Annotated in this window: 22 protein-coding genes; 7 read left to right on the forward strand and 15 right to left on the reverse strand. The window is 59.2% G+C overall.

Translation table 11 applies throughout. The features are described from left to right. Positions 1 to 57: 57 nt before the first annotated feature. The 3 genes from CK911_RS03650 to CK911_RS03660 form a co-directional block, all read right to left on the reverse strand. On the reverse strand, positions 58 to 804 hold the full coding sequence (locus CK911_RS03650) for a DNA-binding transcriptional regulator YciT (protein ID WP_098969024.1): 747 nt from the start codon (positions 802 to 804) through the stop codon (positions 58 to 60). A 94-nt stretch (positions 805 to 898) separates the two neighbouring features. After that, the gene (locus CK911_RS03655; RefSeq protein ID WP_098969025.1) at positions 899 to 3,331 is read right to left on the reverse strand and encodes a formate C-acetyltransferase/glycerol dehydratase family glycyl radical enzyme; all 2,433 of its coding nucleotides are present in this window, start codon (positions 3,329 to 3,331) and stop codon (positions 899 to 901) included. Between the two features lie 4 nt (positions 3,332 to 3,335). Next, the gene (locus CK911_RS03660; protein WP_098969026.1) at positions 3,336 to 4,232 is read right to left on the reverse strand and encodes a glycyl-radical enzyme activating protein; all 897 of its coding nucleotides are present in this window, start codon (positions 4,230 to 4,232) and stop codon (positions 3,336 to 3,338) included. Positions 4,233 to 4,360: 128 nt separating this feature from the next. On the opposite strand from CK911_RS03660, the gene fsa reads away from it, so the two are divergent. Together fsa and CK911_RS03670 are read left to right on the forward strand one after the other, a co-directional pair. Further along, entirely contained in the window at positions 4,361 to 5,014 is a 654-nt protein-coding gene (gene fsa, locus CK911_RS03665) for a fructose-6-phosphate aldolase (protein ID WP_068977251.1), read from the forward strand. Between the two features lie 114 nt (positions 5,015 to 5,128). Next, positions 5,129 to 5,308 (forward strand): hypothetical protein, encoded by a 180-nt coding sequence (locus tag CK911_RS03670; RefSeq protein WP_042021305.1) that lies wholly within the window; start codon positions 5,129 to 5,131, stop codon positions 5,306 to 5,308. Positions 5,309 to 5,448: 140 nt separating this feature from the next. On the opposite strand, the gene CK911_RS03675 is transcribed toward CK911_RS03670, so the two are convergent. The 3 genes from CK911_RS03675 to dsdX all read right to left on the reverse strand — a co-directional run bounded on the left by CK911_RS03675 (position 5,449) and on the right by dsdX (position 8,619). Next, complete coding sequence (locus tag CK911_RS03675; protein WP_098969027.1) at positions 5,449 to 5,625, reverse strand: hypothetical protein; 177 nt, start codon at positions 5,623 to 5,625, stop codon at positions 5,449 to 5,451. 308 nt (positions 5,626 to 5,933) lie between these two features. Beyond that, a complete protein-coding gene (locus tag CK911_RS03680) occupies positions 5,934 to 7,265 on the reverse strand; it encodes a D-serine ammonia-lyase (RefSeq protein ID WP_098969028.1) in 1,332 nt (443 codons plus the stop codon). 16 nt (positions 7,266 to 7,281) lie between these two features. Next, positions 7,282 to 8,619, reverse strand: a complete 1,338-nt coding sequence (dsdX, locus tag CK911_RS03685) for a D-serine transporter DsdX (protein ID WP_098969029.1) — start codon at positions 8,617 to 8,619, stop codon at positions 7,282 to 7,284. A gap of 222 nt (positions 8,620 to 8,841) precedes the next feature. Here dsdX and dsdC point away from each other — a divergent pair, with 222 nt between their 5' ends. Beyond that, positions 8,842 to 9,786 carry a DNA-binding transcriptional regulator DsdC gene (dsdC, locus tag CK911_RS03690; protein WP_098969030.1) on the forward strand — a complete coding sequence of 315 codons (945 nt, stop codon included), beginning with the start codon at positions 8,842 to 8,844 and terminating at the stop codon, positions 9,784 to 9,786. A gap of 163 nt (positions 9,787 to 9,949) precedes the next feature. On the opposite strand, the gene CK911_RS03695 is transcribed toward dsdC, so the two are convergent. The 3 genes from CK911_RS03695 to CK911_RS03705 form a co-directional block, all read right to left on the reverse strand. Beyond that, entirely contained in the window at positions 9,950 to 10,126 is a 177-nt protein-coding gene (locus CK911_RS03695) for a hypothetical protein (protein WP_005337704.1), read from the reverse strand. A 307-nt stretch (positions 10,127 to 10,433) separates the two neighbouring features. Continuing rightward, the gene (locus tag CK911_RS03700; RefSeq protein WP_098969031.1) at positions 10,434 to 10,883 is read right to left on the reverse strand and encodes a C40 family peptidase; all 450 of its coding nucleotides are present in this window, start codon (positions 10,881 to 10,883) and stop codon (positions 10,434 to 10,436) included. Between the two features lie 197 nt (positions 10,884 to 11,080). After that, positions 11,081 to 11,989 (reverse strand): hydrogen peroxide-inducible genes activator, encoded by a 909-nt coding sequence (locus tag CK911_RS03705; RefSeq protein ID WP_098969032.1) that lies wholly within the window; start codon positions 11,987 to 11,989, stop codon positions 11,081 to 11,083. 145 nt (positions 11,990 to 12,134) lie between these two features. On the opposite strand from CK911_RS03705, the gene CK911_RS03710 reads away from it, so the two are divergent. After that, positions 12,135 to 12,737, forward strand: coding sequence for a peroxiredoxin C (locus CK911_RS03710; protein WP_068977246.1), 603 nt, complete (start codon positions 12,135 to 12,137; stop codon positions 12,735 to 12,737). Positions 12,738 to 12,893: 156 nt separating this feature from the next. On the opposite strand, the gene CK911_RS03715 is transcribed toward CK911_RS03710, so the two are convergent. The 6 genes from CK911_RS03715 to CK911_RS03740 all read right to left on the reverse strand — a co-directional run bounded on the left by CK911_RS03715 (position 12,894) and on the right by CK911_RS03740 (position 19,093). Further along, on the reverse strand, positions 12,894 to 13,859 hold the full coding sequence (locus CK911_RS03715) for an alpha-L-glutamate ligase-like protein (RefSeq protein ID WP_042021312.1): 966 nt from the start codon (positions 13,857 to 13,859) through the stop codon (positions 12,894 to 12,896). A gap of 3 nt (positions 13,860 to 13,862) precedes the next feature. Next, positions 13,863 to 15,401 carry an inactive transglutaminase family protein gene (locus CK911_RS03720; protein WP_042021314.1) on the reverse strand — a complete coding sequence of 513 codons (1,539 nt, stop codon included), beginning with the start codon at positions 15,399 to 15,401 and terminating at the stop codon, positions 13,863 to 13,865. A gap of 3 nt (positions 15,402 to 15,404) precedes the next feature. Beyond that, positions 15,405 to 16,193, reverse strand: a complete 789-nt coding sequence (locus tag CK911_RS03725) for an ATP-dependent zinc protease (protein WP_042021316.1) — start codon at positions 16,191 to 16,193, stop codon at positions 15,405 to 15,407. Between the two features lie 52 nt (positions 16,194 to 16,245). Then, on the reverse strand, positions 16,246 to 17,223 hold the full coding sequence (gene cmoB / locus CK911_RS03730; protein ID WP_098969033.1) for a tRNA 5-methoxyuridine(34)/uridine 5-oxyacetic acid(34) synthase CmoB: 978 nt from the start codon (positions 17,221 to 17,223) through the stop codon (positions 16,246 to 16,248). After that, the gene (gene cmoA / locus CK911_RS03735; protein WP_098969034.1) at positions 17,220 to 17,969 is read right to left on the reverse strand and encodes a carboxy-S-adenosyl-L-methionine synthase CmoA; all 750 of its coding nucleotides are present in this window, start codon (positions 17,967 to 17,969) and stop codon (positions 17,220 to 17,222) included. The genes cmoB and cmoA overlap by 4 nt, the downstream gene beginning before the upstream one ends. Positions 17,970 to 18,244: 275 nt before the next feature. Further along, the gene (locus CK911_RS03740; RefSeq protein ID WP_098969035.1) at positions 18,245 to 19,093 is read right to left on the reverse strand and encodes a DUF72 domain-containing protein; all 849 of its coding nucleotides are present in this window, start codon (positions 19,091 to 19,093) and stop codon (positions 18,245 to 18,247) included. A 162-nt stretch (positions 19,094 to 19,255) separates the two neighbouring features. On the opposite strand from CK911_RS03740, the gene CK911_RS03745 reads away from it, so the two are divergent. The 3 genes from CK911_RS03745 (at position 19,256) to CK911_RS03755 (ending at position 22,146) form a co-directional block, all read left to right on the forward strand. After that, entirely contained in the window at positions 19,256 to 19,570 is a 315-nt protein-coding gene (locus CK911_RS03745) for an FmdB family zinc ribbon protein (protein ID WP_204787380.1), read from the forward strand. Beyond that, positions 19,539 to 21,305 carry an aspartate--tRNA ligase gene (gene aspS, locus CK911_RS03750; RefSeq protein WP_098969036.1) on the forward strand — a complete coding sequence of 589 codons (1,767 nt, stop codon included), beginning with the start codon at positions 19,539 to 19,541 and terminating at the stop codon, positions 21,303 to 21,305. Before CK911_RS03745 ends, aspS begins: the two co-directional genes overlap by 32 nt. A gap of 100 nt (positions 21,306 to 21,405) precedes the next feature. Then, positions 21,406 to 22,146 carry a YebC/PmpR family DNA-binding transcriptional regulator gene (locus CK911_RS03755; protein WP_042021324.1) on the forward strand — a complete coding sequence of 247 codons (741 nt, stop codon included), beginning with the start codon at positions 21,406 to 21,408 and terminating at the stop codon, positions 22,144 to 22,146. The last annotated feature ends 56 nt before the right edge of the window (positions 22,147 to 22,202 follow it).

A 22,202-nucleotide genomic window follows, 5' to 3' on the forward strand; every position in this document is an offset into this window, starting at 1 on the left:
TTGGACGTTCCTGGTTGAGGGGCCGGTGGCGGGGTCAGGTGGTAAGGTCAGGGGAGATCAGGCGGCAACGCAGTGCAGAGTGATCCCCTTGGCCGCGATGGCAGCCCGCATGGGGGCGGGCAGGGCATCGTCGGTGACCAGCACCTTGATCTGGCCCGGCGCGCCAAGCTGGCTCGGGTGGATGGCGCCAAATTTGCTGCTGTCGGTGATCACCACATTGGTCATTCCCTTGGCCAGCACGCTGTTGACCACGTCGGCCCGCATCATGTCGCGGCCGGTAAAACCCACCTCTGGGTGAAAACCGTCGACCCCGATAAAGGCCTTGGAGAAGTGCACCTGCTCGATACAGAGGCGAGTCAGAGGCCCCACCACGCTTTCACTCTGATGCTGGAACAGCCCGCCAAGCAGCACCACCTGAGCCGGGGTGTCTTTGAGCAGATGGGCGATATAGCTGCTGATGGTGATGATGGTGACCCGTTTGTGCAGGGCCAGATGGCGCGCCAGCATGGCGTTGGCGCTGCCCCCTTCGATAAAGACAGTCTCGCCATCTTCCACCAGCTGGGCGGCCCGCTCGGCGAGGCGCTCCTTGAGCAGGTAGTTGATGTTCATCCGGGCATCCGGGTCATCGGTCTCCAGCGCCATGGCAGAGCCGTGTACCCGTCTGAGCAGTCCCTGTTTCTCCAGCGCGGTGAGGTCGTTACGCACCGTCACCTCCGACACGCCGGTGTGTTGGGAGAGCTCACTCACGCTCATCTTGCGAGCCTGATGGACCAGAGTGAGGATCAGTTGGTGGCGTGGATTCATGGTGCGCTCGCATGCAAGGTGGTAGATAGCGGCAAGCCACCCGAGGGTGGCTTGCCAATCATATGACGTCACAGGCGCCATGGGGTGCGCCCCGTCAGAGACTGTGCTCGGTACGGGCGATGATATCATCTTGCGCATCCGGGGATAAGGCGGTGAAGAAGGCCGAATAGCCCGCCACCCGCACCACCAGATCCCGGTACTGATCCGGATTGGCCTTGGCCGCCAGCAGGGTCTCCCGCGAGACGATGTTGTACTGCACGTGCCACCCCTTGTGCACCTCGAAGAAGGTGCGCAGCAGGCTCATCAGCTTGGCTTTGTCCCGCTCGTTCTCAAGGCTGGCTGGACTCAGCTTCTGGTTGAGCAGCACCCCGCCGAGGATAGCTGCCGTGGGCAGCTTGCCGATGGAGTTGAACACCGCCGTCGGGCCGAGACGATCCGAGCCCGAGGAAGGACTGGCCCCTTCCGCCAGCGGCGTGCGGGCATGGCGGCCATCCGGGGTGGCCAGGGTGGCGGCACCGAACGGTACGTTGGCGGAGATGGAGGAGGTACCGGCGTAGTAGGTACCGCCGATGGGGCCGCGGCCGAAGCGGGTGTTGTGCAGCCCCTTGAGCTCGTCGATGTAGCTCTGGTAAGCCTGCACCAGCAGCAGGTCTACCTCGTCCAGATCGTTACCATATTTGGGGGCTGCATTGGTGAGGCGCTGGCGCAACTGCTCGCCCGCCAGCCCGGCAAAGTCCTGCTCCAGCGCGGCAGCCAGCTCGTGCTGATCCACCACGCCCTGCTCGAACACCAGTTTTTTCAGGGCTGCCAGACTGTTGCCGAGGTTGGCGATCCCCACCTGCAGACCGGAGACCCAGTCATAGACGGCGCCCCCCTCCTTGATGGTTTTGCCGCGCTCGATGCAGTCATCTACCAAAGTGCTGCAGAGGATGTCATGGGCTTGAGCCTCCAGCACGCTGTCGACCACGCAGTCGATCTCGATGGATTTGCGGGTGAAGTAGCGCACCTGCTCGTCCCAGCGTGCCATCACCTCGTCAAAGTTGCCAAAGCTCCCTTCCCGCAGCGACTGGGGCTGGGGCAGGAATACCTTGCCGGTGGTGGCATCGCGGCCACCATCGAGGGAGGCCAGCAGGATGCGGGCGAAGTTGATAAAGCTCATGCCGGTGCAGCGGTAGCCCCACTTGCCGGGCACGGCGGTCTCGATGCAGCCGATGGCGGCGTAGTGGTGGGCATCCTCCACGCTCACTCCGAGCTTGATGAATTCGGGGATCACCACCTCGTCGTTGTTGAAGGCGGGCATGCCAAAGCCGCAGCGGATCACCTGAATGCAGGCGTCGAGGAAATCCTCGCTCATTCCTGCGTGGTAGCGCACCGAGAGGTTGGGCTGGGTGGATCGCAGCTGGCCGCAGGACTCCAGAATCGCGTAGGAGAGGCCGTTGACCGCGTCATGGGCACTGCCATCCCGCCAGTTCTGGCCGCCAATAGTGACGTTCTGATAGAGCGGGCTGCCGGCGGAGGCCTTGGAGTGGGTGCCGGAGCGGATCTTGTTCACCTCCAGCAACTTGAGCCAGCACCCTTGCAGCAGTTCGATGGCGCGCTCACGCGGCAGGGATTCCGACAGCTCTACTTCGCGGCGATACCAGGGGTAGAGGTACTGATCCATCCGGCCAAACGACACCGAGTGGCCGTTGGATTCGATCTGCAGAATGAGCTGGATAAAGTAGCAGAGTTGCAGCGCCTGCCAGAAGGTCTCGGGGGGCTGGTGGGCGATGTGGGCGCAGTTGAGCGAAATGGTCTGCAGCTCGGCTTGACGATCTTGTCGTGATTCCTGCTGGGCCATTTCGCCAGCCAGGATGGCGTAGCGCCCGATATGATCGCTGACCGCCTCCAGGGTGATGGCGACGGCGTGCAGGAACTGCTCGCGCTGCAGGTCGGCCCAATCCGCCAGGTCCAGCCGACTGCGCCGCTCGGCCACCTTGGCCTTGAAGCCATCGAGCCCCAGCGTGAGCAGCTCCTCATAGTTGACCGCGAGGTGGGCATCTCCCGAGGTCATGTTGCCCTCGGCCTTGATGATGCCGCTCTCCAGCAGCGCTTTCTGCTCGTCGGTAAAGAGGCCGAAGCAGCGATCCTGCACCGTCTGGCCGCGCCAGAAGGGGGTGAGGGCGTGGATGATCTCCTTGTCGGTTTCGCTGACCGCAAAACCGGCACCGGGGCGGTCTGCCAGCTCGTCGATCTCCTTCTCAATCCAGCTCACCGTGTATTCGGGAAACAGCGGCGCCGCACGCACCTGACTGGCCTGGTTGCCGACGATCAGCTCCTCGTGCTTGATCCAGATGGAGCGTTCCTTGAGGTGATGTGCCAGCGCCAGAGCGCGGCGCACCGGCAGCGGTCGGGCGAGATGAGCTTGATAGGCTTCGGTGTAGTGGCGGGCACGCTCGGTGCAGACCGGTGGCTGAACGATGTGGATCAGGCTCTCTTTGTGGGCGCGGATCCGCGGGCTGAGGGTATTGAGGTCGAGCTGGGTCATGATCTTATCCTCTGGTCACAGGGGTCAGCCCCTGACGTTGGGCGTATGCGTGGGCAAAGCTGAGTAAATCGGGGTCGTCGAGTGGTGTCTCCGGCGCCTGATAGGGCAGATCCAGCAGGGCATATTTGCCCATCCCCAGCGTGTGGTAGGGGAGGAAGTGGATCTCCTGCACCGTGCCGAGACTGGCGGCGGTGTCGGTGATGGCGGTGATTGATTCGCGGTCGGCATTGAAGCCGGGAATGAGCGGCACCCGGATCTGCATCGGCACGCCGTATTCGACGAGGCGTTTGAGGTTCGCGATGGGCAACTCCACCTTGCCGCGGGTCCAGTTGAAGAAACGTTCCTTGTCCACGTGTTTGAGATCCGCCAGCACCAGATCCAGTGAGGGGAGGCTTGGCTCAATCTGGTGCCAGGGCACATGGAGGCAGCTCTCGACCGCGGTGTGCAGCCCTTCGGCTTTGCAGCGGGCCAGCAGGGACGCGGCAAAGTCGGGCTGCATAAAAGGCTCGCCACCGGAGAGGGTGACGCCACCGCCGCTCCGTTCGAAGAAGGGGCGATCCCGCAAGATGGTGTCCATCAGGGTGTCCAGGGTTTCATCCCGGCCGCACACCTGCAGCGCTTCGCTGGGGCAGAGGCCGCGCAGCCGTTCCATATCTTCGGCCTTGAGGGCTGAACGGGTGAGCTGGATGCCTTCGCTGTCACGCAAGATTGCCGGACAGGTCTGGCTGCAGAGCTGGCATCCCTCGATGCATTGGCGCCGGTCGAGTAGTATGTCCGGCTTGAGAGCGCGGCTTTCCGGGTTTTGACACCACAGGCAAGCTAGCGAGCACCCCTTGAGAAACACCAGGGTGCGAATGCCGGGGCCATCGTGAGTTGAATATCGTTGCAGGTCGAAAATCATACCGCCTCCTTTTGTTTTTTCATTCTATTTGCTTTCATTCGAAAGTTGATTTGATTTCGATCAAGTATTTCGCAGATGTTTTATCGCTAGAATGGCGACATATTAAACATCCCGTTAAGGAGTTAGAGATGGAGCTATATCTCGATACCGCCGATGTGGCGGCAGTGCGTCGCTGGTCACGGATCCTGCCGTTGGCCGGTGTCACCACCAATCCTTCCATTACTGCCGCCGGGGGATTGCCGCTGAGCGAGCTGCTGCCCGCCCTGCGCGACGTACTGGGGCCCAAGGCGCGCTTGTTTGCCCAGGTGATGGCCAAAACCGAAACCGAGATGGTGCGCGAGGCATTTGCCCTGCGTGAGCTGGACCCGGATCTGGTGATCAAGATCCCGGTATGCGCAGAGGGGCTGGCGGCTATCAAGAGCCTGACCGCCAACGGCGTGCCGACCCTGGGTACGGCTGTCTATACCCCGCTGCAAGGCTGGCTGGCGGCGGTGGCGGGGGCGGAATATGTCGCTCCCTACGTTAACCGGCTAGACGCTCAGGGGGGCGATGGCATCGCCACCGTGCAGGAGCTGCAACAGCTGCTTGAGCTGCACGCACCGAACAGCAAGGTGCTGGCGGCGTCATTCCGCACTCCCCGTCAGGCTCTCGACTGCCTGCTGGCCGGTTGCCAATCCATCACATTGCCGCTTGATGTGGCGGAGCAGTTGCTGAATGTGCCTGCGGTGGATGCGGCGCTGGCGAAGTTTGATCAGGATTGGCAGCGCGCTTTCGGTCGCTGATCGCAGTGATAGATGGGGGAGGGTGAAGAGACGCGGGTGATGGGGATTGACCGACTAGACTTGAAACAGGTGGCCACCTTCGCTGGCCGCCTTGCTGTCTACCGGAGGTATCCCATGAGCGACCATCTGCTGCTCCCCCATGGTGAAGATTTGCGTCGTGCGGTGCGCTGGCTCAGTGAACACCACCTGCACGATATCGCCGCCATTGAAGAGGCCAGCCTGCGTTTTGATCTCTCGCCACTGGATGAAGAGTTTCTGATCCAGCACTGGCTCGACAACCAGCGCCAATCCTGAGGTAAGACTTCAGTGCTCTGTCATTGGACGACAGCCCTTGGCAACAGGGCTAAGGCAGTGGGAGTGTGCGGTAGAAGGCGCGACGGGAGCTATGGCCCTGCTGCCACACCGGATGGGTGGCAGCAAGGTGGCAAGTGGAGTTAAGTGGTCTTTTCCAGGTGGTTTTGGTAAATCTGCTGCCACTTGTCCAGTTCGTTTTCATCCCCCTGTTGCTGCCAGAACTCGCAGATGGAACTCGCCATCTCGCATGCCATGGCGTGGTCACCGTCACGGCGACTCATCAGGTATTGCCCCAGCCAGCTTTGATACAGTTTCATTGCACGATCTCCTTATCTCATGTGCCCTTGATGGTGCCTACCTTGACGGGAGCATGTCGGCTCACATTGGGGGTAACATCATCAGGCATGATGGTACAAAATCACGACCCTAGCAGAGAGCCAGATGGGTAATCTGTCGGTGAACGTGACGCTAAATGTCAAAAAATGAGCGCTATTTTGGCGCAAAATGACCAACTTGGGGGAATTGTCGCCACGGATTGCGACGGATCAGCTCCATACCCTTGTTCCCAACACAGAAAACCCGCCGTGATGGCGGGTTTGTTTGTTGCTAAATGCAGGTATATTACCTAGATCCGGGCGCTGGCTAGGTACTTTGCCATCTCTTCGGCGGGCACCATGCCGCCGCCAGTGGCCCACACCAGATGGGTGGCGCGGGCCATGGTTGCCGCGTCCAGTCCCTGCGAGGTTTGCCATGCCGGATCGGCCGCTACGCGCCAAGGGCCAGCCATACCGGCCAGCGCCGAGGGTTCCAGCTTGATCTGCTCATCGCGCGCCAGCAGTCCCAGCAGGTCATACATCTCCTGATCGCTCAAGGTGTAGAAGCCCGCCAGCAGCCGCTCCATGGCGCGGCCGACGAAACCAGAGGCGCGCCCCACCGCGAGGCCGTCGGCGGCGGTGAGGTTGTCGATGCCCAGATCCTGCACCGCAATAGCATCGTGCAATCCGGTGTGGACCCCCAGCAGCATGCAGGGGGAGTGAGTTGGCTCGGCAAACAGACAGTGAACGTGGTCACCGAAGGCGAGCTTGAGGCCAAAGGCCACCCCGCCCGGGCCGCCGCCTACGCCGCAGGGGAGGTAGACGAACAGCGGGTGGTCGGCATCCACCTTGATGCCCATCTCGTCGAACTGCTTTTTCACCCGCTCGCCCGCCACCGAGTAGCCGAGGAACAGGGTGCGGGAGTTCTCGTCATCGATAAAGAAGCAGTTGGGATCGCGCTCGGCCTCTTTGCGCCCCTGCTCCACTGCTACTCCGTAATCTTCGGCATATTCGACCACGATCACCCCATGCTCGCGCAGCTTGCGCTTCTTCCACTCCCGCGCATCGGCCGACATGTGGACGGTGACGGTAAAGCCGAGCTTGGCGCTCATGATGCCGATAGACATGCCGAGGTTGCCGGTGGAGCCCACCGCGATGCTGTACTGGCTGAAGAACTGGCGAAACTCGTCGCTGAACAGTCTGCGGTAGTCATCTTCTTCGCGCAGCAGATCGGCCTTGATCGCCAACTGTTCGGCGTGGGTCAGCACCTCGTAGATACCGCCACGGGCCTTGATGGAGCCGGAGATGGGCAGGTGGCTATCTTTTTTCAGCAGCAGTTTGCCGGTCACTTCGACCCCGTAACGCTCATTGAGGGTACGTTGCATCGCCGGAATGGCGGCGATCTCTGACTCCAGAATGCCGTTGCTGGCGCGGGTCTCGGGGAAAGCTTCGCACATGTAGGGGGCAAAGCGGGCGAGCCGGGCTGAGGCATCCGCCACATTGCGGCTATCGAGCCCGACATAGGGCAGACCGACTGCCAGGGGGGTGGCGTTGGGGTTGAACCAGCTGACCGGCTCGAGCGCGATCAGGGATTGCACCAGTGGAAATTGAGTCGCGAGTTGTTGTACGTCGATGTTTTTCATGGGGTTCTCGGTCTTGTTACACGATACAGGAGAGCAGGAAGGTACCGGCCAGCGCCATCAGGGAGGCGACAAAGGTGGCGGTGGTGTAGTACTTGAGCGTTTCGTTCAGGGTGGCGCCGCAATACTGCTTGACCAGCCAGAACAGGGAGTCGGTCACCATGGTGCAGCCAATGGCGCCGGAGCCGATGGCCAGGGTCATGATCTCCGGGCTGATGTTCGGGTAGTGCACCATGATGGGGGAGACGATGGCAGTGGCGCCCATCATGGCCACGGTGGCCGAGCCCACGGCGGCGTGCAGCACGATGGCAACCAGCCAGGCCAGCAGAATGGGGTGCATATCCAGCTGGGAGAGGATGGTGGCCAGGCTATCGCCCAGGCCGCTTGCCTTGAGTACCCCGTTGAAGGCGCCACCCGCCCCGATGATGAGCAGGATATTGGCGATGGAGGAGAAGCACTCCTCGGTCTTGTTGAGCAGCCCTTCCATCTTCATCTGCTGGCGGATCCCCAGCACGTAGTAGGCGGTGAAGGCGGCGATAAACATGGCGGTGATGGGGTTGCCGATAAACTCCAGCACAACATAGAGGTGGCTTGCGTGATCCATGTTGAGCTCGGCGACTGTCTTGGCCAGCATCAGCAGGATGGGCAGCAGCACAGTGAAGAGCGAGGCTCCCAGGGTCGGGAGGCTTGCCTCATCGCGGGCCTTGATGTCGGCAAAGGCGGCGGGCACCTCTTTGAACGGTACCCGTTTGCCCAGCAGTTTCAGGAACAGCGGGCCGCCCACCAGCGAGGCAAACAGCCCGACCGCCAGACCATAGACGATGACGGAACCGATATCGGCACCCAGCTGATTGGTGACATAGAGGGCGGCCGGGTGAGGCGGCACGATGCAGTGCACTGCCATCAGGGCGGTGCAGAGCGGAATGGCCAGGGTCAGCAATGAGGTTCTGGTTTTGCGGGCGATGGAGAAGGCGAGCGGAATGAGCAGCACCACCCCCACTTCGACAAACAGGGTGATGCCGCACACCAGACCCACCAGCACCATGATGACCTGGGGCGAAAGCCAGCGGCATTGCTGCAGGGCGAGACCGATGCGCTCTGCCGCGCCAGATACTTCCATCATTTTGCCGAGTATGGTGCCAAGGCCGATGACGGCAGCGAGAAAGCCCAGGGTGCCACCAATGCCCTCTTCCATGGCGCTGACCATCTTGAGAGGGTTCATCCCCATCATGGTGCCGACATAGAAGCTTGCCAGCAGCAGGGCGAGGAAAGGATGCACTTTGCCCTTCACGATTGTGACGACAATCAGGATGATGCTAGTCAGCAAGGTACCGACGACCCACACTTCAGAATTCATACTGCGCCTCTAGGGGGTAATGAGTGAAAATTTATGCGCTTATTGAATGAAAATGAGGCGGTGCTGACAAATGATGAAATTGGCCTCTTAGATGAGATGAGTTGATGCAAAAGCGCCATATTGGTCACGTTTTATCGAAATGACATCCTTTGGGTCTTTTTGCTTCATCCTGAAGGTGGCCTGCGGGTGTATCATCGGCGGCCATTACAGAGAGGGGGATGAATGTATAACGGGGATAATTACATATCGCGCAACAAGCTGCTGAGCGGCTACCAGCTGGCCAAGTTGCATACCTTCGAGGCGGCCGCCCGCCACGGATCGTTTGCCATGGCGGCCGATGAGCTGTCGCTGAGCCCCAGTGCCGTGAGCCACCGGATCAGTGCGTTGGAAGAGGAGTTGGGGTTTAAGCTCTTTGAGCGTTTTCACCGCAAGGTGGTACTGACGGCGGAGGGGCAGCGGGTGTTCTGGGCGCTCAAATCCTCGCTGGAGTTCATCAATCAGGAGATCCTGGAGATCAAGAATCAGGAGCTCTCCGGCACTTTGACCATCTATTCGCGCCCTTCCATCGCCCAGTGCTGGCTGGTGCCAAGGCTGGCGGACTTCTCCCGCCTGCATCCGCAGATCGAGCTCAATATCATCACCGGCAACGAGAACATCAACCTGCACGGTTATGGCATTGATTTGACCCTCTATTTCGATGAGAAGAGCCCGGATCGGCTTGCCATCCACCCGCTGATGGATGAGTTCATGCTGCCGGTCTGCAGCCCGGAATATGCCGAGCAGCACGGGCTTATCGGCAGTCCCGCCAACTTGTCCTTGTGCCGTCTGCTCCATGATCGGCAGGCGTGGGGATTTGACTCGGATACCGACGAGTGGAGTTGCTGGGCTCGCCATGCCGGGGTCAGCCTCGAGTCATGCCAGCTGAGCATGGGTTTTGATCGCTCGGATCTCGCCATCATCGCCGCCATGAATCACGCCGGTATTGCCATGGGGCGCAAGAATCTGGTGAGCAAGCGGCTGGCGCGCAACGAGCTGGTGGCCCCTTTCCCCGGGCTGGAGGTCAAGTGCGAGCAGCGTTATTACATGGCGACCCTGCCCAACCGGGCGTGTCCCAAGATCCAGGCCTTTATCGACTGGGCGCAGGGGATGGCTGCCGAGATGAAATGAGCAGAGGTTGGTGCGCAAGAGAGCAACATGAAGTCGGTAACGCGCGAGCTAACGAAGGTTGCGGTTTAACGTAGCGGGAAAATAGGGGGAGAGGGGTCAGCGGATGGCAGCGAGTGGCCTTGCTGCCGACACCAGATGGCTGGCAGCAAGGTGGCAAGTGGAGTTAAGTGGTCTTTTCCAGGTGGTTTTGGTAAATCTGCTGCCACTTGTCCAGTTCGTTTTCATCCCCCTGCTGCTGCCAGAACTCGCAGATGGAACTCGCCATCTCGCATGCCATGGCGTGGTCACCGTCACGGCGACTCATCAGGTATTGCCCCAGCCAGCTTTGATACTGTTTCATTGCACGATCTCCTTATCCATTTAACCTTTGAAATTGCTGCTGTGGGTGGTCCTTCCCGGAGCGCGTTACCACAGCCACTTTCGCCACGCCTGATGGTGATCGGTTGTTTCTATCGCCACACTTACTGTCAATTCTGATAACTGGCGTATGAAAAAATTGCGAAGGTGTTAAAAATTGGCTACCACCTTATCACGAAATGGTGTGAATTGCAGGTTTTGGGGCCAATTGAGTTATAAGCGCAGGGGGCTATAGCCACGACCTGTGCTGGAGGAACCAGTGAGAAGGGGGATAGGAGCTAGGTGACCCGTTACTGGGTCACCCGGCGGGCTTGCCAGTAGCGGCTGTTCCAGTAGACGTTGTCGAGGCGGGAGCGGATAACGCCTTTGCTGGTGGAGGCGTGGATAAACTCCCCTGCACCGGTATAGACCCCCACATGGTATTGCTGCCAGCCGGTCTTGAAAAAGACCAAGTCCCCGTGCTGCAGGCGGTAGCGATCCACCGGCTTACCTATGCTGGCCTGGGACTCGGTGGTTCTTGGCAGGTTGAAGCCGAGTACCTGGTTGTAGGCGAGCTGGGTGAAGGCGGAGCAGTCGAGCCCGGCGCGGCTGGCGCCGCCCATCCGGTAAGGGACACCGCGCCACTGTTGGTAGAAGCCATCAAAGGCACTGCTCTGCCGGGGGGGCGGAGGCGGCTCCGGCGTGCTGGAGCAGGCGGCCAGCAGCAGGGTCAGCAGGAATAGCGACAGCTTGCGATACATCGGGGCTCTCTTCACAGACATGTTTAACCAATAGAAAAGTACATCTACAGCTGTGTTCTACCACCTGGTTGTAGGGCCGGAGGTGGTGATGCGACAACTTTTCCATCATAAACAGGGATCTGGCTCCATACCTAGCAGCGGAGCGGAAAAATGCGGCGGGGGCTCAAAAAAAGCCAGCCCGAGGGCTGGCGTCTGCGTTATGAGGCAGGGGTTATCAACGGTTTGAGCAGTTCCGCCAGCTTGTAGAAGGTCTGCACCCGGGTGGTACTGGGGCGCCATACCAGCCCGATCTCGCGATAGGGGGTCTCCCCCGGCAGCGGGATGGCCACCAGATCGGAGTTGGCGAGAATGCCTGCGTCTATGGCCATTTGTGGCAGGAAGGTGGTGCCAAGACCCGCTTCCACCATCTGCACCAGGGTGTGCAGGCTGGTGGCGGCGAACGGGTTGATCTTGCTCTTGTCCCGCAGGCGGCAGGCGCTCACCGCGTGCTCGGTGAGGCAGTGTTCCCGCTCCAGCAGAAAGATGCTTTGATTCGGCAGCTCTTTATAGTCGAACGGGGTATGCAGACCGGCCGCCATGCTGGCGGGCATCACCATATGGAACGGATCCTGACCAACGGTCTTGCAGTGAAAACCGCCGATCTCGATGGGCAGGGCGAGGATCAGCAGATCGAGCTGCCCCTGCTCCAGCTGCTTGAGCAGATTGCTGGTGGTGTCTTCACGCAGCAACAATTCCAGCTCAGGATAGGTCTTGCTGCACACTTTCAGTAGTTTGCTGAGCAGGAAGGGGGCAATAGTGGGAATACAGCCAAGACGCACGGTTCCCTGCATCACGCCGCCCTGATGTTGTCCGAGCTCCATCAGATCCCGCGCATCGGAGAGTAAATTGCGAGCTCGCTCGACGATTTCCATGCCGACCGGGGTCATAATGAAGCTCTTGTGGTCCCGTTCCACCAGTTGCAGGCTCATCATGTCCTCCAGCGTCTGGATCCCGGTACTCAGGGTCGACTGGCTGACATGGCAGGCCTTGGCGGCGCGATTGAAGTTCTTGTGCTCGTCGAGAGCAACCAGATATTGCAGCTGTTTGAGGCTGGGCCAACGTTGCATAGAAAAACCCGATTAATGCTATCTATTTAATTTGATTTACTAATCTACCATCGGGTCTATAGTTTGTCGCTTGAATTAGATGGACTTGGCTCTAGGTAGCCCAATCCTCACCGGATTGTTCACTTCACATAAAGAGGAATTGAATATGGTATTGGTAGGCCGTCCCGCACCCGATTTTACCGCCGCAGCTGTTCTGGGCAATGGCGAGATCGTTGATTCATTCAACCTGTCATCCCACATCAAAGGCAAAGCTGCCGTTGTCTTCTTCTATCCGCTCGATTTCACCTTCGTCTGCCCGTCCGAGCTGATTGCCTTCGATCACCGCTATGAAGAGTTCCAGAAGCGTGGCGTGGAAGTGATCGGTGTTTCCATCGATTCCCAGTTCTCCCACAACGCATGGCGCAATACCAAAGTGGAAGATGGTGGTATTGGTCAGGTCAAGTACCCGCTGATCGCCGACGTGAAACACGAAATCTGCAAAGCCTATGACGTTGAGCACCCGGAAGCCGGTGTGGCGTTCCGTGGCTCCTTCCTGATCGACAAGAACGGTGTTGTTCGTCATCAGGTGGTCAACGATCTGCCACTGGGCCGCAACATCGACGAGATGCTTCGCATGGTCGATGCCCTGCAATTCCACGAAGAGCACGGCGAAGTGTGCCCGGCTCAGTGGGAAAAAGGCAAAAAAGGCATGACAGCTTCACCGGATGGTGTGGCCAAGTACCTGTCCGAGAATGCCGATTCCCTGTAATGGGGTCGCACTCTGTTTGAAGAACCGGCGCCAAGGCGCCGGTTTTTTTATGTTTGTGATCAGCAGAACCAAGTGATGGCGGCTCAATCAGAGTGGGGTAGCTAGGTTAGGCATAAAAAAACGCGCCAGTTGGCGCGTTTTGCTATCTGCTTGTGGCTACTCGTCAAAGATCCCGAAGTGATCCTTGGCGAAATTGACCCGCTGCTCCACGTTCATCTTCACTTGGCCCAGCTTCTCGATGGTCTTGAGATTGGGCACCAGGCCGCGGCCGTTGGCGATCTGGATGGCAAGACCGGGACGGGCGTTGAGCTCCAGCAGCATGGGGCCACGGAACTTGTCCAGCACCATGTCGGTGCCGATATAGCCCAGACCCGACATTTCGTAGCAGGATGCTGCCAAGGTCAGCAGGGTATCCCAGTGGGGCACCTTGAGATCATAGAGGTCAAGGCCGGTATCCGGGTGGTGGCGCAGTGGATTGCCAAACTGCACTGCCCGCAGGGCACGACCGGTACGCAGGCACAGGCCTACCCCCACGGCGCCTTGGTGCAGGTTCGCCTTGCCGTCCGAGGCGGCGGTGGAGAGGCGCATCATCGCCATCACCGGAAAGCCCTTGAAGATGATCACCCGGGCATCGGGCACCCCTTCGAAGGAGTAGCCATCGAACACATCATCAAAGTTGATGAGGCCTTCGACCAGCGCCACGTCGGGCTTGCCGCCGAGCGAATAGAGCCCTGCCAGAATGTTGGAGACATGACGCTCCAGATCCTGACCGTTGGAGGCACTGCCATTGGGCTTGTAGAAGAGACCATCTTCCTGACGCAAGATCACCAGGATCCCCTTGCCACCAGAGCCGCGGGCCGGTTTGATACAAAACCCTGGCCAATCCTTGACCAGCTTGGTGATCCGCACCACATCGTGCTGGGCACGGATAGTGCCGATCAGCTCAGGTACGGTAACACCGGCATCCAGCGCGATGCGCTTGGTCTGCAGCTTGTCATCCACCAGCGGGTAGAGGCTGCGCGGATTGTAGCGGCTGATGTAGGAGTGGTTACGCTTGTTCATACCGAGGATGCCTGATTGGGACAGGCTCCACGGGGTGGTGTATTTTTCCCAGAACCACATCTGTTACTTGTCCTTACCCGGGGTGGCGCCTGACTTCATCTCGTCCACCAGCGGCTTGAAGCGCTTCAGTTCGCTCAGCTTGTAGCCGGTGTAGTTACCCATCAACAGCACGGTTGCCATCAGCACCAGCTGCAGACCGAGGAAGTTGAAGGTAAGGTGACGGATCAGCTCGTTATCCATGGCCAGATAGGCAATAACGGCGACCAGCAGTGAACCGCCGCCTTGGCGCACCACCTCTTTCGGACCCTCTTCTTCCCACAGGATCGACATACGCTCGATAGTCCAGGAGAGGATGATCATCGGGAAGAAGGTGATCTTCATGCCATCGGTCAGCCCCAGCTTGAAGGCGAATGCCGAGAAGATACCGATCATCGAAATCACCATGATGATGATGGCCGATATTCGGGCAACCAGCAGCAGGTTAAGCCGCGACAGGTAGGAGCGGATGATGAGACCGGTGCCGACAATCAGCAGGAAACCGATGAGACCGGTGACCAGCGAAGTCTGGATAAAGGCGACCGCGATCAGCACCGGCATGAAGGTGCCGGAGGTTTTGATCCCCACCAGTACCCGCAGGAACACCACCATCAGCACGCCGATCGGGATCAGCAGCAAGCCCTTGAACAGGGTCTGTTCTTCCAGCGGCAGGCTATGAATGGAGAAGTTCATCATCTCGGATTTTTCGAACTTCTGGGCCAGGGCCACGTTGACCGGTTGCTCTTGCTCGATCATCGAGAAGCTGACACGGGAGTTGTGACCACCGGTGACATCCAGCAGCGCGCCTGAGTTGTATTCCCACAGTAGCAGGTTGGCAGGACGGCCCTGTTCACCGGTTTGCGGGTTGAACAGTTTGTAGTCGGTCGGGCTGTTGAACACCTGCAGGTAATCCACCAGCTCCTGACGACGGCGGCCATCTTCCAGGTTCAGTGCATGCACCACCCGGGTCGGTACATCGGCATTGTTGAGCAGCTCGGCGATCAGGTTGGCACGGCTCTTGTTCTTTTTGAGCAGCTCGGCATTTTGCTCCTGCTTCTCGATCTCCTTGATGATCTCGCGAGTCAGGGTGTAGCCATCCGCTGAGCGCTCTTGCGCCCGCTCCACGATCTGTTTCATCGCAGTGGCGTAGGGCTCACTCTCGATCTGTTTTTCGATGGCGGGCGGCTGCGGATTGGCAGCCGGTTTGGCATGGGCATCCGCCATCATGTCGACGCGGTAGTAGAGCTCTTGGCGACCGGAAGCGGTGCGAATAGACCACTCGGCGCGGGCATCACCATCTTTCTCGACAAAGGAGAGGCCGTAGCCCGGGCTGGCGGCGTTCTCGTTCATCAGGGTGAAACCGGGCTGGGTGCCCGGAATGGCCAGGGAGGCGATCACCGGATCACCGGTCGCCTCGAACTCCAGCTTGGCTTCGATGGACCAGATCTGGCGCTTTTCACCGGGGGTGAGTGGCACATCCAACGCGATATGGTGGTAGATCGTCATCCCCAGGCCGACAATGTACAGCAGGGCTACCAGCAAATAGAACGGCTTACGGGAAACCATGGATTATTTCACATCCTTGAGCTTGGGTTTGGGTTGGATATATTCGCGGGCCACATCAACCACAGCGATGTCTTTCAAAAATTCACGACCCAGCAGCACAGGGAAGGTCATGTCGCTACGGTCTTTCAGGGTAAATTCGGCTTTCTCGGTCATGTCACCGATCCGTACCGCCAGACGCACCACCGGACGGCGGTCGAGATCATCAGCAGAGGCCTGACGTACCCGCACATGGCGCACCAGCGGGGCTTCGATCTGGATCTTGTCATCAACATCCTGATGACTCAGGAAGAAGCGCACCCAGTTCTTGCCGTTGCGCTCGAAAATGGTGATCTCCTGGGCGCTGATGGAGGAGGTGGTGGCACCGGTGTCCACGCGCGCCTGGAAGGCGTCGTTGGCGGCGTCAACCCAGATCCACTCCGCTTCACCGACCATCAGTTTGCCATCTATGGTGTGGCCCTGAGTGGGGGCCGGGCATTGCTCAGCTGGGAGGGCCATGGGTTTGGGCGGCTCAGCAGGAATCGCGGTGAGCTTGGTATCGAGTTTTTTGACTGACTCTTTCATATTGGTGACATCAGTATTGAGCTGAACCAGCAGGTGCTGTTGCTGCACATAGTGCTTTTGTTGCTGTTCCATGGAGGTTTGCAGGCGCTGCTCGCTCTGGTCGAGTTCGCTACGGAGCTCGGCCAGGGTCAGTACAGGAACCTGAGGCGTTTTTTCCATATTGACACACCCGCCGAGACTAAGCAGGGAGAGCAGGGTCATTCCTTTTAATTTGCTTTTCATGTCATTCATTTAACTGTGCTTCCTGGAATTGGGTCAGTGTAACTTTCTGAATCGCCAGCGGCTAGTCTTTGGCCTTGCGGGCAATCAGGACGGCACGTTTGGGCGCCGGGTGTCCTTCTACCGTGAGTGCCGGATTGTCTGGGTCCAGGTAATCACTCAGGGATTCATTAATCATCCAGTCGGTACGACGTTGTTCGTCGGTGCTGGTCATATTCTCGTCTACTATCCGCACATCGGTGAAACCGCAACGTTCAACCCACAGCTTGAGGGCGTTACTTGAGGGAATAAACCAGACATTGCGCATTTTGCCGTAGCGATCTGTAGGCACCAATACTTCATTGACGTCACCATCAACCACCAGCGTCTCCAGTACCAGTTCACCATCGTCTTTCAGTTGGTTGCGCAGCTGTTCGATGTGCTCGATGGGGGATTTACGGTGATAGAGCACCCCCATGGAGAAGACGGTGTCAAAGGCGCGCAGCTCAGGCAACTCCTGAATGCCGAGCGGCAACAGGTGGGCGCGCTGATCATTGCCTGCGAAGTGGCGAATGGCTTCGAACTGGCATAGGAACAGCGGGCTCGGGTCGATGCCGACCGCCAGCTTGGCCCCTTCACCCACCATGCGCCAGAGGTGATAGCCGCTGCCGCAGCCCACATCCAGTACGTAACGTCCTGCCAACGGGCTGATATGGGGCAGCACCCGATCCCACTTCCAGTCAGAGCGCCATTCGGTATCGATGTGGATGCCGTGCACCGTGAACGGTCCCTTGCGCCAGGGCATGAAGTGGCGCAGCAGGCTCTCGACCTTTTTGCGCTCCCCTTCGCCGAGGCTCTCGGCCGAGCCTATATCGACCCGACTTTTCAGCTCGATGTGTCCGGGGGATACCACCGGCAGCTTGTTGAGGGCGCGGTTCCAGCGCGGCAGATCGCCGTGCTGATTGTCATGTTGCCAGGTGTGCAGCTGGGCGGGCAAGGTATGCAGCCAGTGGCTCAGCCGGTTTTTGGCAATCAGTTGATAGAAGTTGGCAAAGTCGATCATGGCTGTTGGGTTTCACTGGATTTGATGGCAATCATGGAGCCGAAATTGAAGCACTGGAACCAGAGATCCTGATGAACGAAGCCGGCATCCCGCAGGCGATCACGGTGGGTCTGCAGGCTGTCGGTGCGCATCACGTTCTCAAGGGCGGTGCGCTTCTGGCTGATCTCCAGCTCGCTGTAGCCGTTGGCCCGTTTGAAGTCGAGATGAAGCTCGATAAGCAGCTCGTTGACCGGCTCATCTTCAAAGCGGAACTTCTCGCTCAGGATCAGGATCCCGCCCGGGCGCAGACCATCGTGAATGCGCTGGATCAGGGCAGCCCGCTTCTCCGGCTCGACAAATTGCAGGGTGAAGTTGAGCACCACCACAGAGGCGTTTTCGATCTCGATGTCGCAGATATCCGCTTCCACCAGCTCCACCGGTACCTCGGATTTGAAACCGGAGAGGTGGGCGCGGGCGCGCTCGATCATCGGGTGGGAGAGATCCACCGCGGTGATGCGGCAGCCGGGCTGGCTGATATGGCGGCGCATTGCCTGGGTTGCGGCCCCCAGCGAACAGCCGAGGTCATAGAGTCGGCTCATCGGTTGGGCGTAACGGGCGGCCATCATACCGATGGCGGAGATGATGTTGCTGTAACCCGGCACCGAGCGCTGGATCATATCGGGAAATACGTCGACGACCTGTTCGTCAAAACAGAAATCCCCCAATCGGGCGATCGGGGCGGCAAAAATTTGGTCTTTGGTCTGCATGCTGGCGCAACCTGACAGTCGGGGCATAGCCCGGCTGTATTGTTCAATTGAGTCGTTGGGTGACACCCATCAGAGTAGATTAATCACCTGTTTACGAACGGGGTGGCTGGTCATGAAATCCTTTGGACCGACCCTGTTCGTATGGGTCATGTTCCGGACCCTTACTTGGGGCGGTAGTGTAGAGGATTGATGACCATTTGTCTTGACGCCAGGGCTTGCCTCGCCACAAAAAAGCGCTTTTTTTGTCGCAGTTCGATGGCCGCAGAATGGGTTGGCTAAAAGCGCAGCACTCCCTGACGTGCGCGATCGTTTTCCCCCGGCCAGGGGGTCATCTCCTGCTCCAGCAGGCGAGTGATCTGGCGAGCCAGCTCAGGTGCCTGGGCGTTGTCGGCAGTATGTATATAGAGGTAGAGATCCTTGCCCTCCGCGAGCCACTGGCGCCAGTGGGGGAGCCAGCCTGGCAGGAAGGGATGGTTGGCCGCCGGATCCGGCAGGCCGATAAAGCGCACCATGGGGGCGCTGGCAGTCGCCAGCAGATGCACCGGCAGTCGCGGCTTCTTGCCCTGAGCATCGATCAGTGTCGCAGTGGTTGCCGGTACCGAGAAGAGCGGGCGACTGTCGAGCATGATGCGATTTACCCCCTTCTCCATCAGCAGCCGGTTCAATGCCCGCTCGGCCTCCCCCTTGGCGAAGAAGTCGGGGTGGCGTACTTCGAGGGCGTAGGTGAACTGTGCCGGCAGCCGCTCGATGAAGGCGCGCAAGCGAGCCAGTCCGTCGGGTCCGAAGCGGGCGGGCAGTTGCAGGGTGAGCAGGCCCAGCTTGTGGTGCAGCGGGGCGAGCAGGCGGATAAAGTCGGCCACCTGCTTATCTGCGTTCACCAGATCGCTCTGATGGCTGATGGTTTGTGGAAACTTGAAGTTGAAGCGAAAGTGGGCGGGCACCGCATCGGCCCAGCGTTGTACCGTCTCCGCCGTCGGCAGGGCATAGAAGGTGGTGTTACCCTCCACCGAATTGAACACGGTGGCGTAGTGGGCGAGGTGTTCGGCAGGCTTGGCGCCAAGGCCTAGCAACTGGCCGGGCCAGCTGGGGTGGGACCACTGTGGCAGGCCCAAATAGAGGCTCATGGCGGCTATTCTCGTCGGTCTTGGGGCTCGCATGCCCGTTTTTGTCGATTTTTTTGCCACCGAGTGCAAAAAACTGCTGAAAGGAGGCTGCTGGCCATTTTACCCAAAAGGGGGTTTTCCTCTATAATGCCAGCCCTTTTGTTTACCAATTTCTAGTGGCCCATGCCTGTCTACGCAGATCGTTGCGATGTCTGTGGTCCTGAATTGGCAAAACTGCAAAAGCTTTCCGATGCCCCCCTGACCGACTGTCCGGCCTGTAGCAAGCCACATCGGGTCAAGCTGATATCGGCGGCAGGCTTCCGGCTCAAGGGAACCGGATGGTACGAGACTGATTTCAAACCGGGTAAGAAAAGAATCTGGCCAGCTGTGAGACAGACGGTGCTTGCCAGTCGTGCCCGGCGGCCCAAGGTTAACCGTCTCTCTACAATTTCGAAGGAAGAAGTCCATGCGCTCTATCTATTGCGGACAGGTCAATGAGGCCCATGCCGGGCAGACCATTACATTGTGCGGTTGGGTTCATCGTCGTCGTGATCTTGGCGGCCTGATCTTTATCGACATGCGCGACCGGGAAGGGATCGTGCAGGTGTTCTTCGATCCGGACAAGCCGGACGCATTCGCGCTGGCTTCCGAGCTGCGCGGCGAATTCTGCATCCAGGTGTCCGGCGTGGTGCGTACCCGTCCGGACTCCCAGCGCAACAGCGACATGGCAACCGGCGCCATCGAAGTGTTCGCTCACGAGCTCAACATCATCAACCGTGCCGAGCCGTTGCCGCTGGACTTCAATCAGGTCAACAGCGAAGAGCAACGTCTCAAGTTCCGTTATCTGGACTTGCGCCGTCCCGAGATGGCCAAGTATCTGAAGACCCGTGCCAAGGCCAGTGCTTTCGTGCGTCGCTTCATGGATGAGCAGGGCTTCCTCGACATCGAGACCCCGATGCTGACCAAGGCGACCCCGGAAGGTGCCCGTGACTATCTGGTACCGAGCCGCGTGCACAAGGGTAAGTTCTACGCCCTGCCGCAATCTCCCCAGCTGTTCAAGCAGTTGCTGATGATGTCCGGCTTCGACCGTTACTACCAGATCGTCAAGTGCTTCCGTGACGAAGACCTGCGTGCCGACCGTCAGCCAGAATTTACCCAGATCGACGTGGAGACCTCTTTCATGACTGCGCCGCAAGTGCGTGAGCTGATGGAAGAGATGATCCGCAAGCTGTGGCAACACGTGCTGGCCGTCGATCTCGGTGACTTCCCGGTGATGACCTTCGATGAAGCCATGCGTCGCTTTGGCTCCGACAAGCCGGATCTGCGTCTGCCGATGGAGCTGGTCGATGTCGCTGATCTGCTGACTGCGGTTGAGTTTGCTGTGTTCGCCGGCCCTGCCAACGATCCGAAAGGCCGCGTAGCAGCCCTGAAAGTGCCGGGCGGCGCCGAGCTGTCCCGCAAGCAGATCGACGAGTACACCAAGTTTGTCGGCATCTACGGTGCCAAGGGCCTGGCCTGGATGAAGGTCAACGAAGCCGCGAATGGCCTCGAAGGCGTGCAGTCTCCGGTTGCCAAGTTCCTCTCCGACGCCATCGTGCGCGAGATCCTGGCCCGTACCGGTGCCGCTGATGGCGACATCATCTTCTTTGGCGCTGACAGCAAGAAAGTAGTCTGTGATGCCATGGGCGCCCTGCGCCTGAAAGTGGGTCGCGATCTGGGTCTGCTGGAGAACAGCTGGAAGCCGTTGTGGGTCATCGATTTCCCGATGTTTGAAGAAGACAGTGAAGGTGGTCTGGCCGCCATGCACCACCCGTTCACCGCCCCGAGCAACATGGGCCCGGCCGAGCTGAAAGCCAGCCCGCTGAGTGCTTACGCCAACGCCTACGACATGGTGATCAACGGCTATGAAGTGGGTGGCGGTTCTGTCCGTATCCACAACAGCGAGATGCAGGCCACCGTGTTCGACATCCTGGGTATTACCCCGGCCGAGCAGCGCCTGAAGTTTGGCTTCCTGCTGGATGCGCTGAAATACGGTACCCCGCCGCACGCCGGTCTGGCCTTCGGTCTGGATCGTCTCAGCATGCTGCTGACCGGTACTGAAAACATTCGGGACGTGATTGCCTTCCCGAAAACCACTGCGGCTGCCTGTCTGATGACTGACGCCCCCAGCCTTGCCAACGCAGCCCAGCTGGGTGAATTGGCGATTGCAACTACCGTCAAGGGCGACGAGTAAGCCGATACCGGCAGCAAAGGCCGCCACAGGTGGCCTTTCTCTCCCCTTTGGTGAGCAATGAAGTGTGTTACTGACATTTAAAAAATAACGGAGAATCTCTATGGCAGGTCACAGCAAATGGGCCAACATCAAACACCGTAAGGCTGCGCAAGATGCCAAGCGGGGCAAGATCTTCACCAAACTGATCCGGGAAATCACTACTTCCGCCCGGATCGGTGATCCTGACCCGGCCAACAACCCGCGCCTGCGTGCGGCGGTGACTGCCGCCCTGACCAGCAACATGACCCGCGAGACCATCAACCGCGCCATCGCGCGTGGGGCCGGTGGTGGTGATGGTGAGCAGCTGGAAACCATCGTCTATGAAGGTTACGGTCCGGCTGGATCTGCCGTGATGGTCGAGTGCCTGACAGACAACCGGAACCGGACTGTTGCCGAAGTGCGTCATGCCTTCAGCAAGAGTGGCGGCAACCTGGGTACCGACGGCTCCGTCGCCTATCTGTTCAGCAAGAAAGGGCTGCTGACCTTCGTCGGTGCCGATGAAGATGCATTGATGGATGCGGCACTGGAAGCGGGCGCCGATGACGTGGTCACCGAAGAGGATGGTTCCATCGAGGTGTACACCAGCCCGAACGATTTTGGTACCGTGCTGGATGCGCTGGAAGCGGCGGGTTTCAAGGCGGCTAATGCCGAAGTGACCATGATCCCTTCTACCGAAGCCGAGCTGGATGCGGAAACCGCTCCCAAGCTGATGCGTCTGATCGACATGCTGGAAGATCTGGACGATGTGCAAGAGGTGTATCACAACGGCTCCATCTCCGATGAAGTTGCTGCGACCCTCTGATCGCTGAATTGTGCTCTTCCAATGGCAGCCAGATGGCTGCCATTTTTTTATCTTTG

Source organism: Aeromonas sp. CU5 (genome assembly GCF_002586745.1).
Taxonomy (GTDB): Bacteria; Pseudomonadota; Gammaproteobacteria; order Enterobacterales; family Aeromonadaceae; genus Aeromonas; species Aeromonas sobria.

What these genes read in the sequence shown, in the direction of transcription:
- CK911_RS03650 (WP_098969024.1), bottom strand. Translation starts at nt 804, where the DNA reads ATGAATCCACGCCACCAACTGATCCTCACTCTGGTCCATCAGGCTCGC.
- CK911_RS03655 (WP_098969025.1), bottom strand. Translation starts at nt 3,331, where the DNA reads ATGACCCAGCTCGACCTCAATACCCTCAGCCCGCGGATCCGCGCCCAC.
- CK911_RS03660 (WP_098969026.1), bottom strand. Translation starts at nt 4,232, where the DNA reads ATGATTTTCGACCTGCAACGATATTCAACTCACGATGGCCCCGGCATT.
- fsa (WP_068977251.1), top strand. Translation starts at nt 4,361, where the DNA reads ATGGAGCTATATCTCGATACCGCCGATGTGGCGGCAGTGCGTCGCTGG.
- CK911_RS03670 (WP_042021305.1), top strand. Translation starts at nt 5,129, where the DNA reads ATGAGCGACCATCTGCTGCTCCCCCATGGTGAAGATTTGCGTCGTGCG.
- CK911_RS03675 (WP_098969027.1), bottom strand. Translation starts at nt 5,625, where the DNA reads ATGAAACTGTATCAAAGCTGGCTGGGGCAATACCTGATGAGTCGCCGT.
- CK911_RS03680 (WP_098969028.1), bottom strand. Translation starts at nt 7,265, where the DNA reads ATGAAAAACATCGACGTACAACAACTCGCGACTCAATTTCCACTGGTG.
- dsdX (WP_098969029.1), bottom strand. Translation starts at nt 8,619, where the DNA reads ATGAATTCTGAAGTGTGGGTCGTCGGTACCTTGCTGACTAGCATCATC.
- dsdC (WP_098969030.1), top strand. Translation starts at nt 8,842, where the DNA reads ATGTATAACGGGGATAATTACATATCGCGCAACAAGCTGCTGAGCGGC.
- CK911_RS03695 (WP_005337704.1), bottom strand. Translation starts at nt 10,126, where the DNA reads ATGAAACAGTATCAAAGCTGGCTGGGGCAATACCTGATGAGTCGCCGT.
- CK911_RS03700 (WP_098969031.1), bottom strand. Translation starts at nt 10,883, where the DNA reads ATGTATCGCAAGCTGTCGCTATTCCTGCTGACCCTGCTGCTGGCCGCC.
- CK911_RS03705 (WP_098969032.1), bottom strand. Translation starts at nt 11,989, where the DNA reads ATGCAACGTTGGCCCAGCCTCAAACAGCTGCAATATCTGGTTGCTCTC.
- CK911_RS03710 (WP_068977246.1), top strand. Translation starts at nt 12,135, where the DNA reads ATGGTATTGGTAGGCCGTCCCGCACCCGATTTTACCGCCGCAGCTGTT.
- CK911_RS03715 (WP_042021312.1), bottom strand. Translation starts at nt 13,859, where the DNA reads ATGTGGTTCTGGGAAAAATACACCACCCCGTGGAGCCTGTCCCAATCA.
- CK911_RS03720 (WP_042021314.1), bottom strand. Translation starts at nt 15,401, where the DNA reads ATGGTTTCCCGTAAGCCGTTCTATTTGCTGGTAGCCCTGCTGTACATT.
- CK911_RS03725 (WP_042021316.1), bottom strand. Translation starts at nt 16,193, where the DNA reads ATGAATGACATGAAAAGCAAATTAAAAGGAATGACCCTGCTCTCCCTG.
- cmoB (WP_098969033.1), bottom strand. Translation starts at nt 17,223, where the DNA reads ATGATCGACTTTGCCAACTTCTATCAACTGATTGCCAAAAACCGGCTG.
- cmoA (WP_098969034.1), bottom strand. Translation starts at nt 17,969, where the DNA reads ATGCAGACCAAAGACCAAATTTTTGCCGCCCCGATCGCCCGATTGGGG.
- CK911_RS03740 (WP_098969035.1), bottom strand. Translation starts at nt 19,093, where the DNA reads ATGAGCCTCTATTTGGGCCTGCCACAGTGGTCCCACCCCAGCTGGCCC.
- CK911_RS03745 (WP_204787380.1), top strand. Translation starts at nt 19,256, where the DNA reads ATGCCTGTCTACGCAGATCGTTGCGATGTCTGTGGTCCTGAATTGGCA.
- aspS (WP_098969036.1), top strand. Translation starts at nt 19,539, where the DNA reads ATGCGCTCTATCTATTGCGGACAGGTCAATGAGGCCCATGCCGGGCAG.
- CK911_RS03755 (WP_042021324.1), top strand. Translation starts at nt 21,406, where the DNA reads ATGGCAGGTCACAGCAAATGGGCCAACATCAAACACCGTAAGGCTGCG.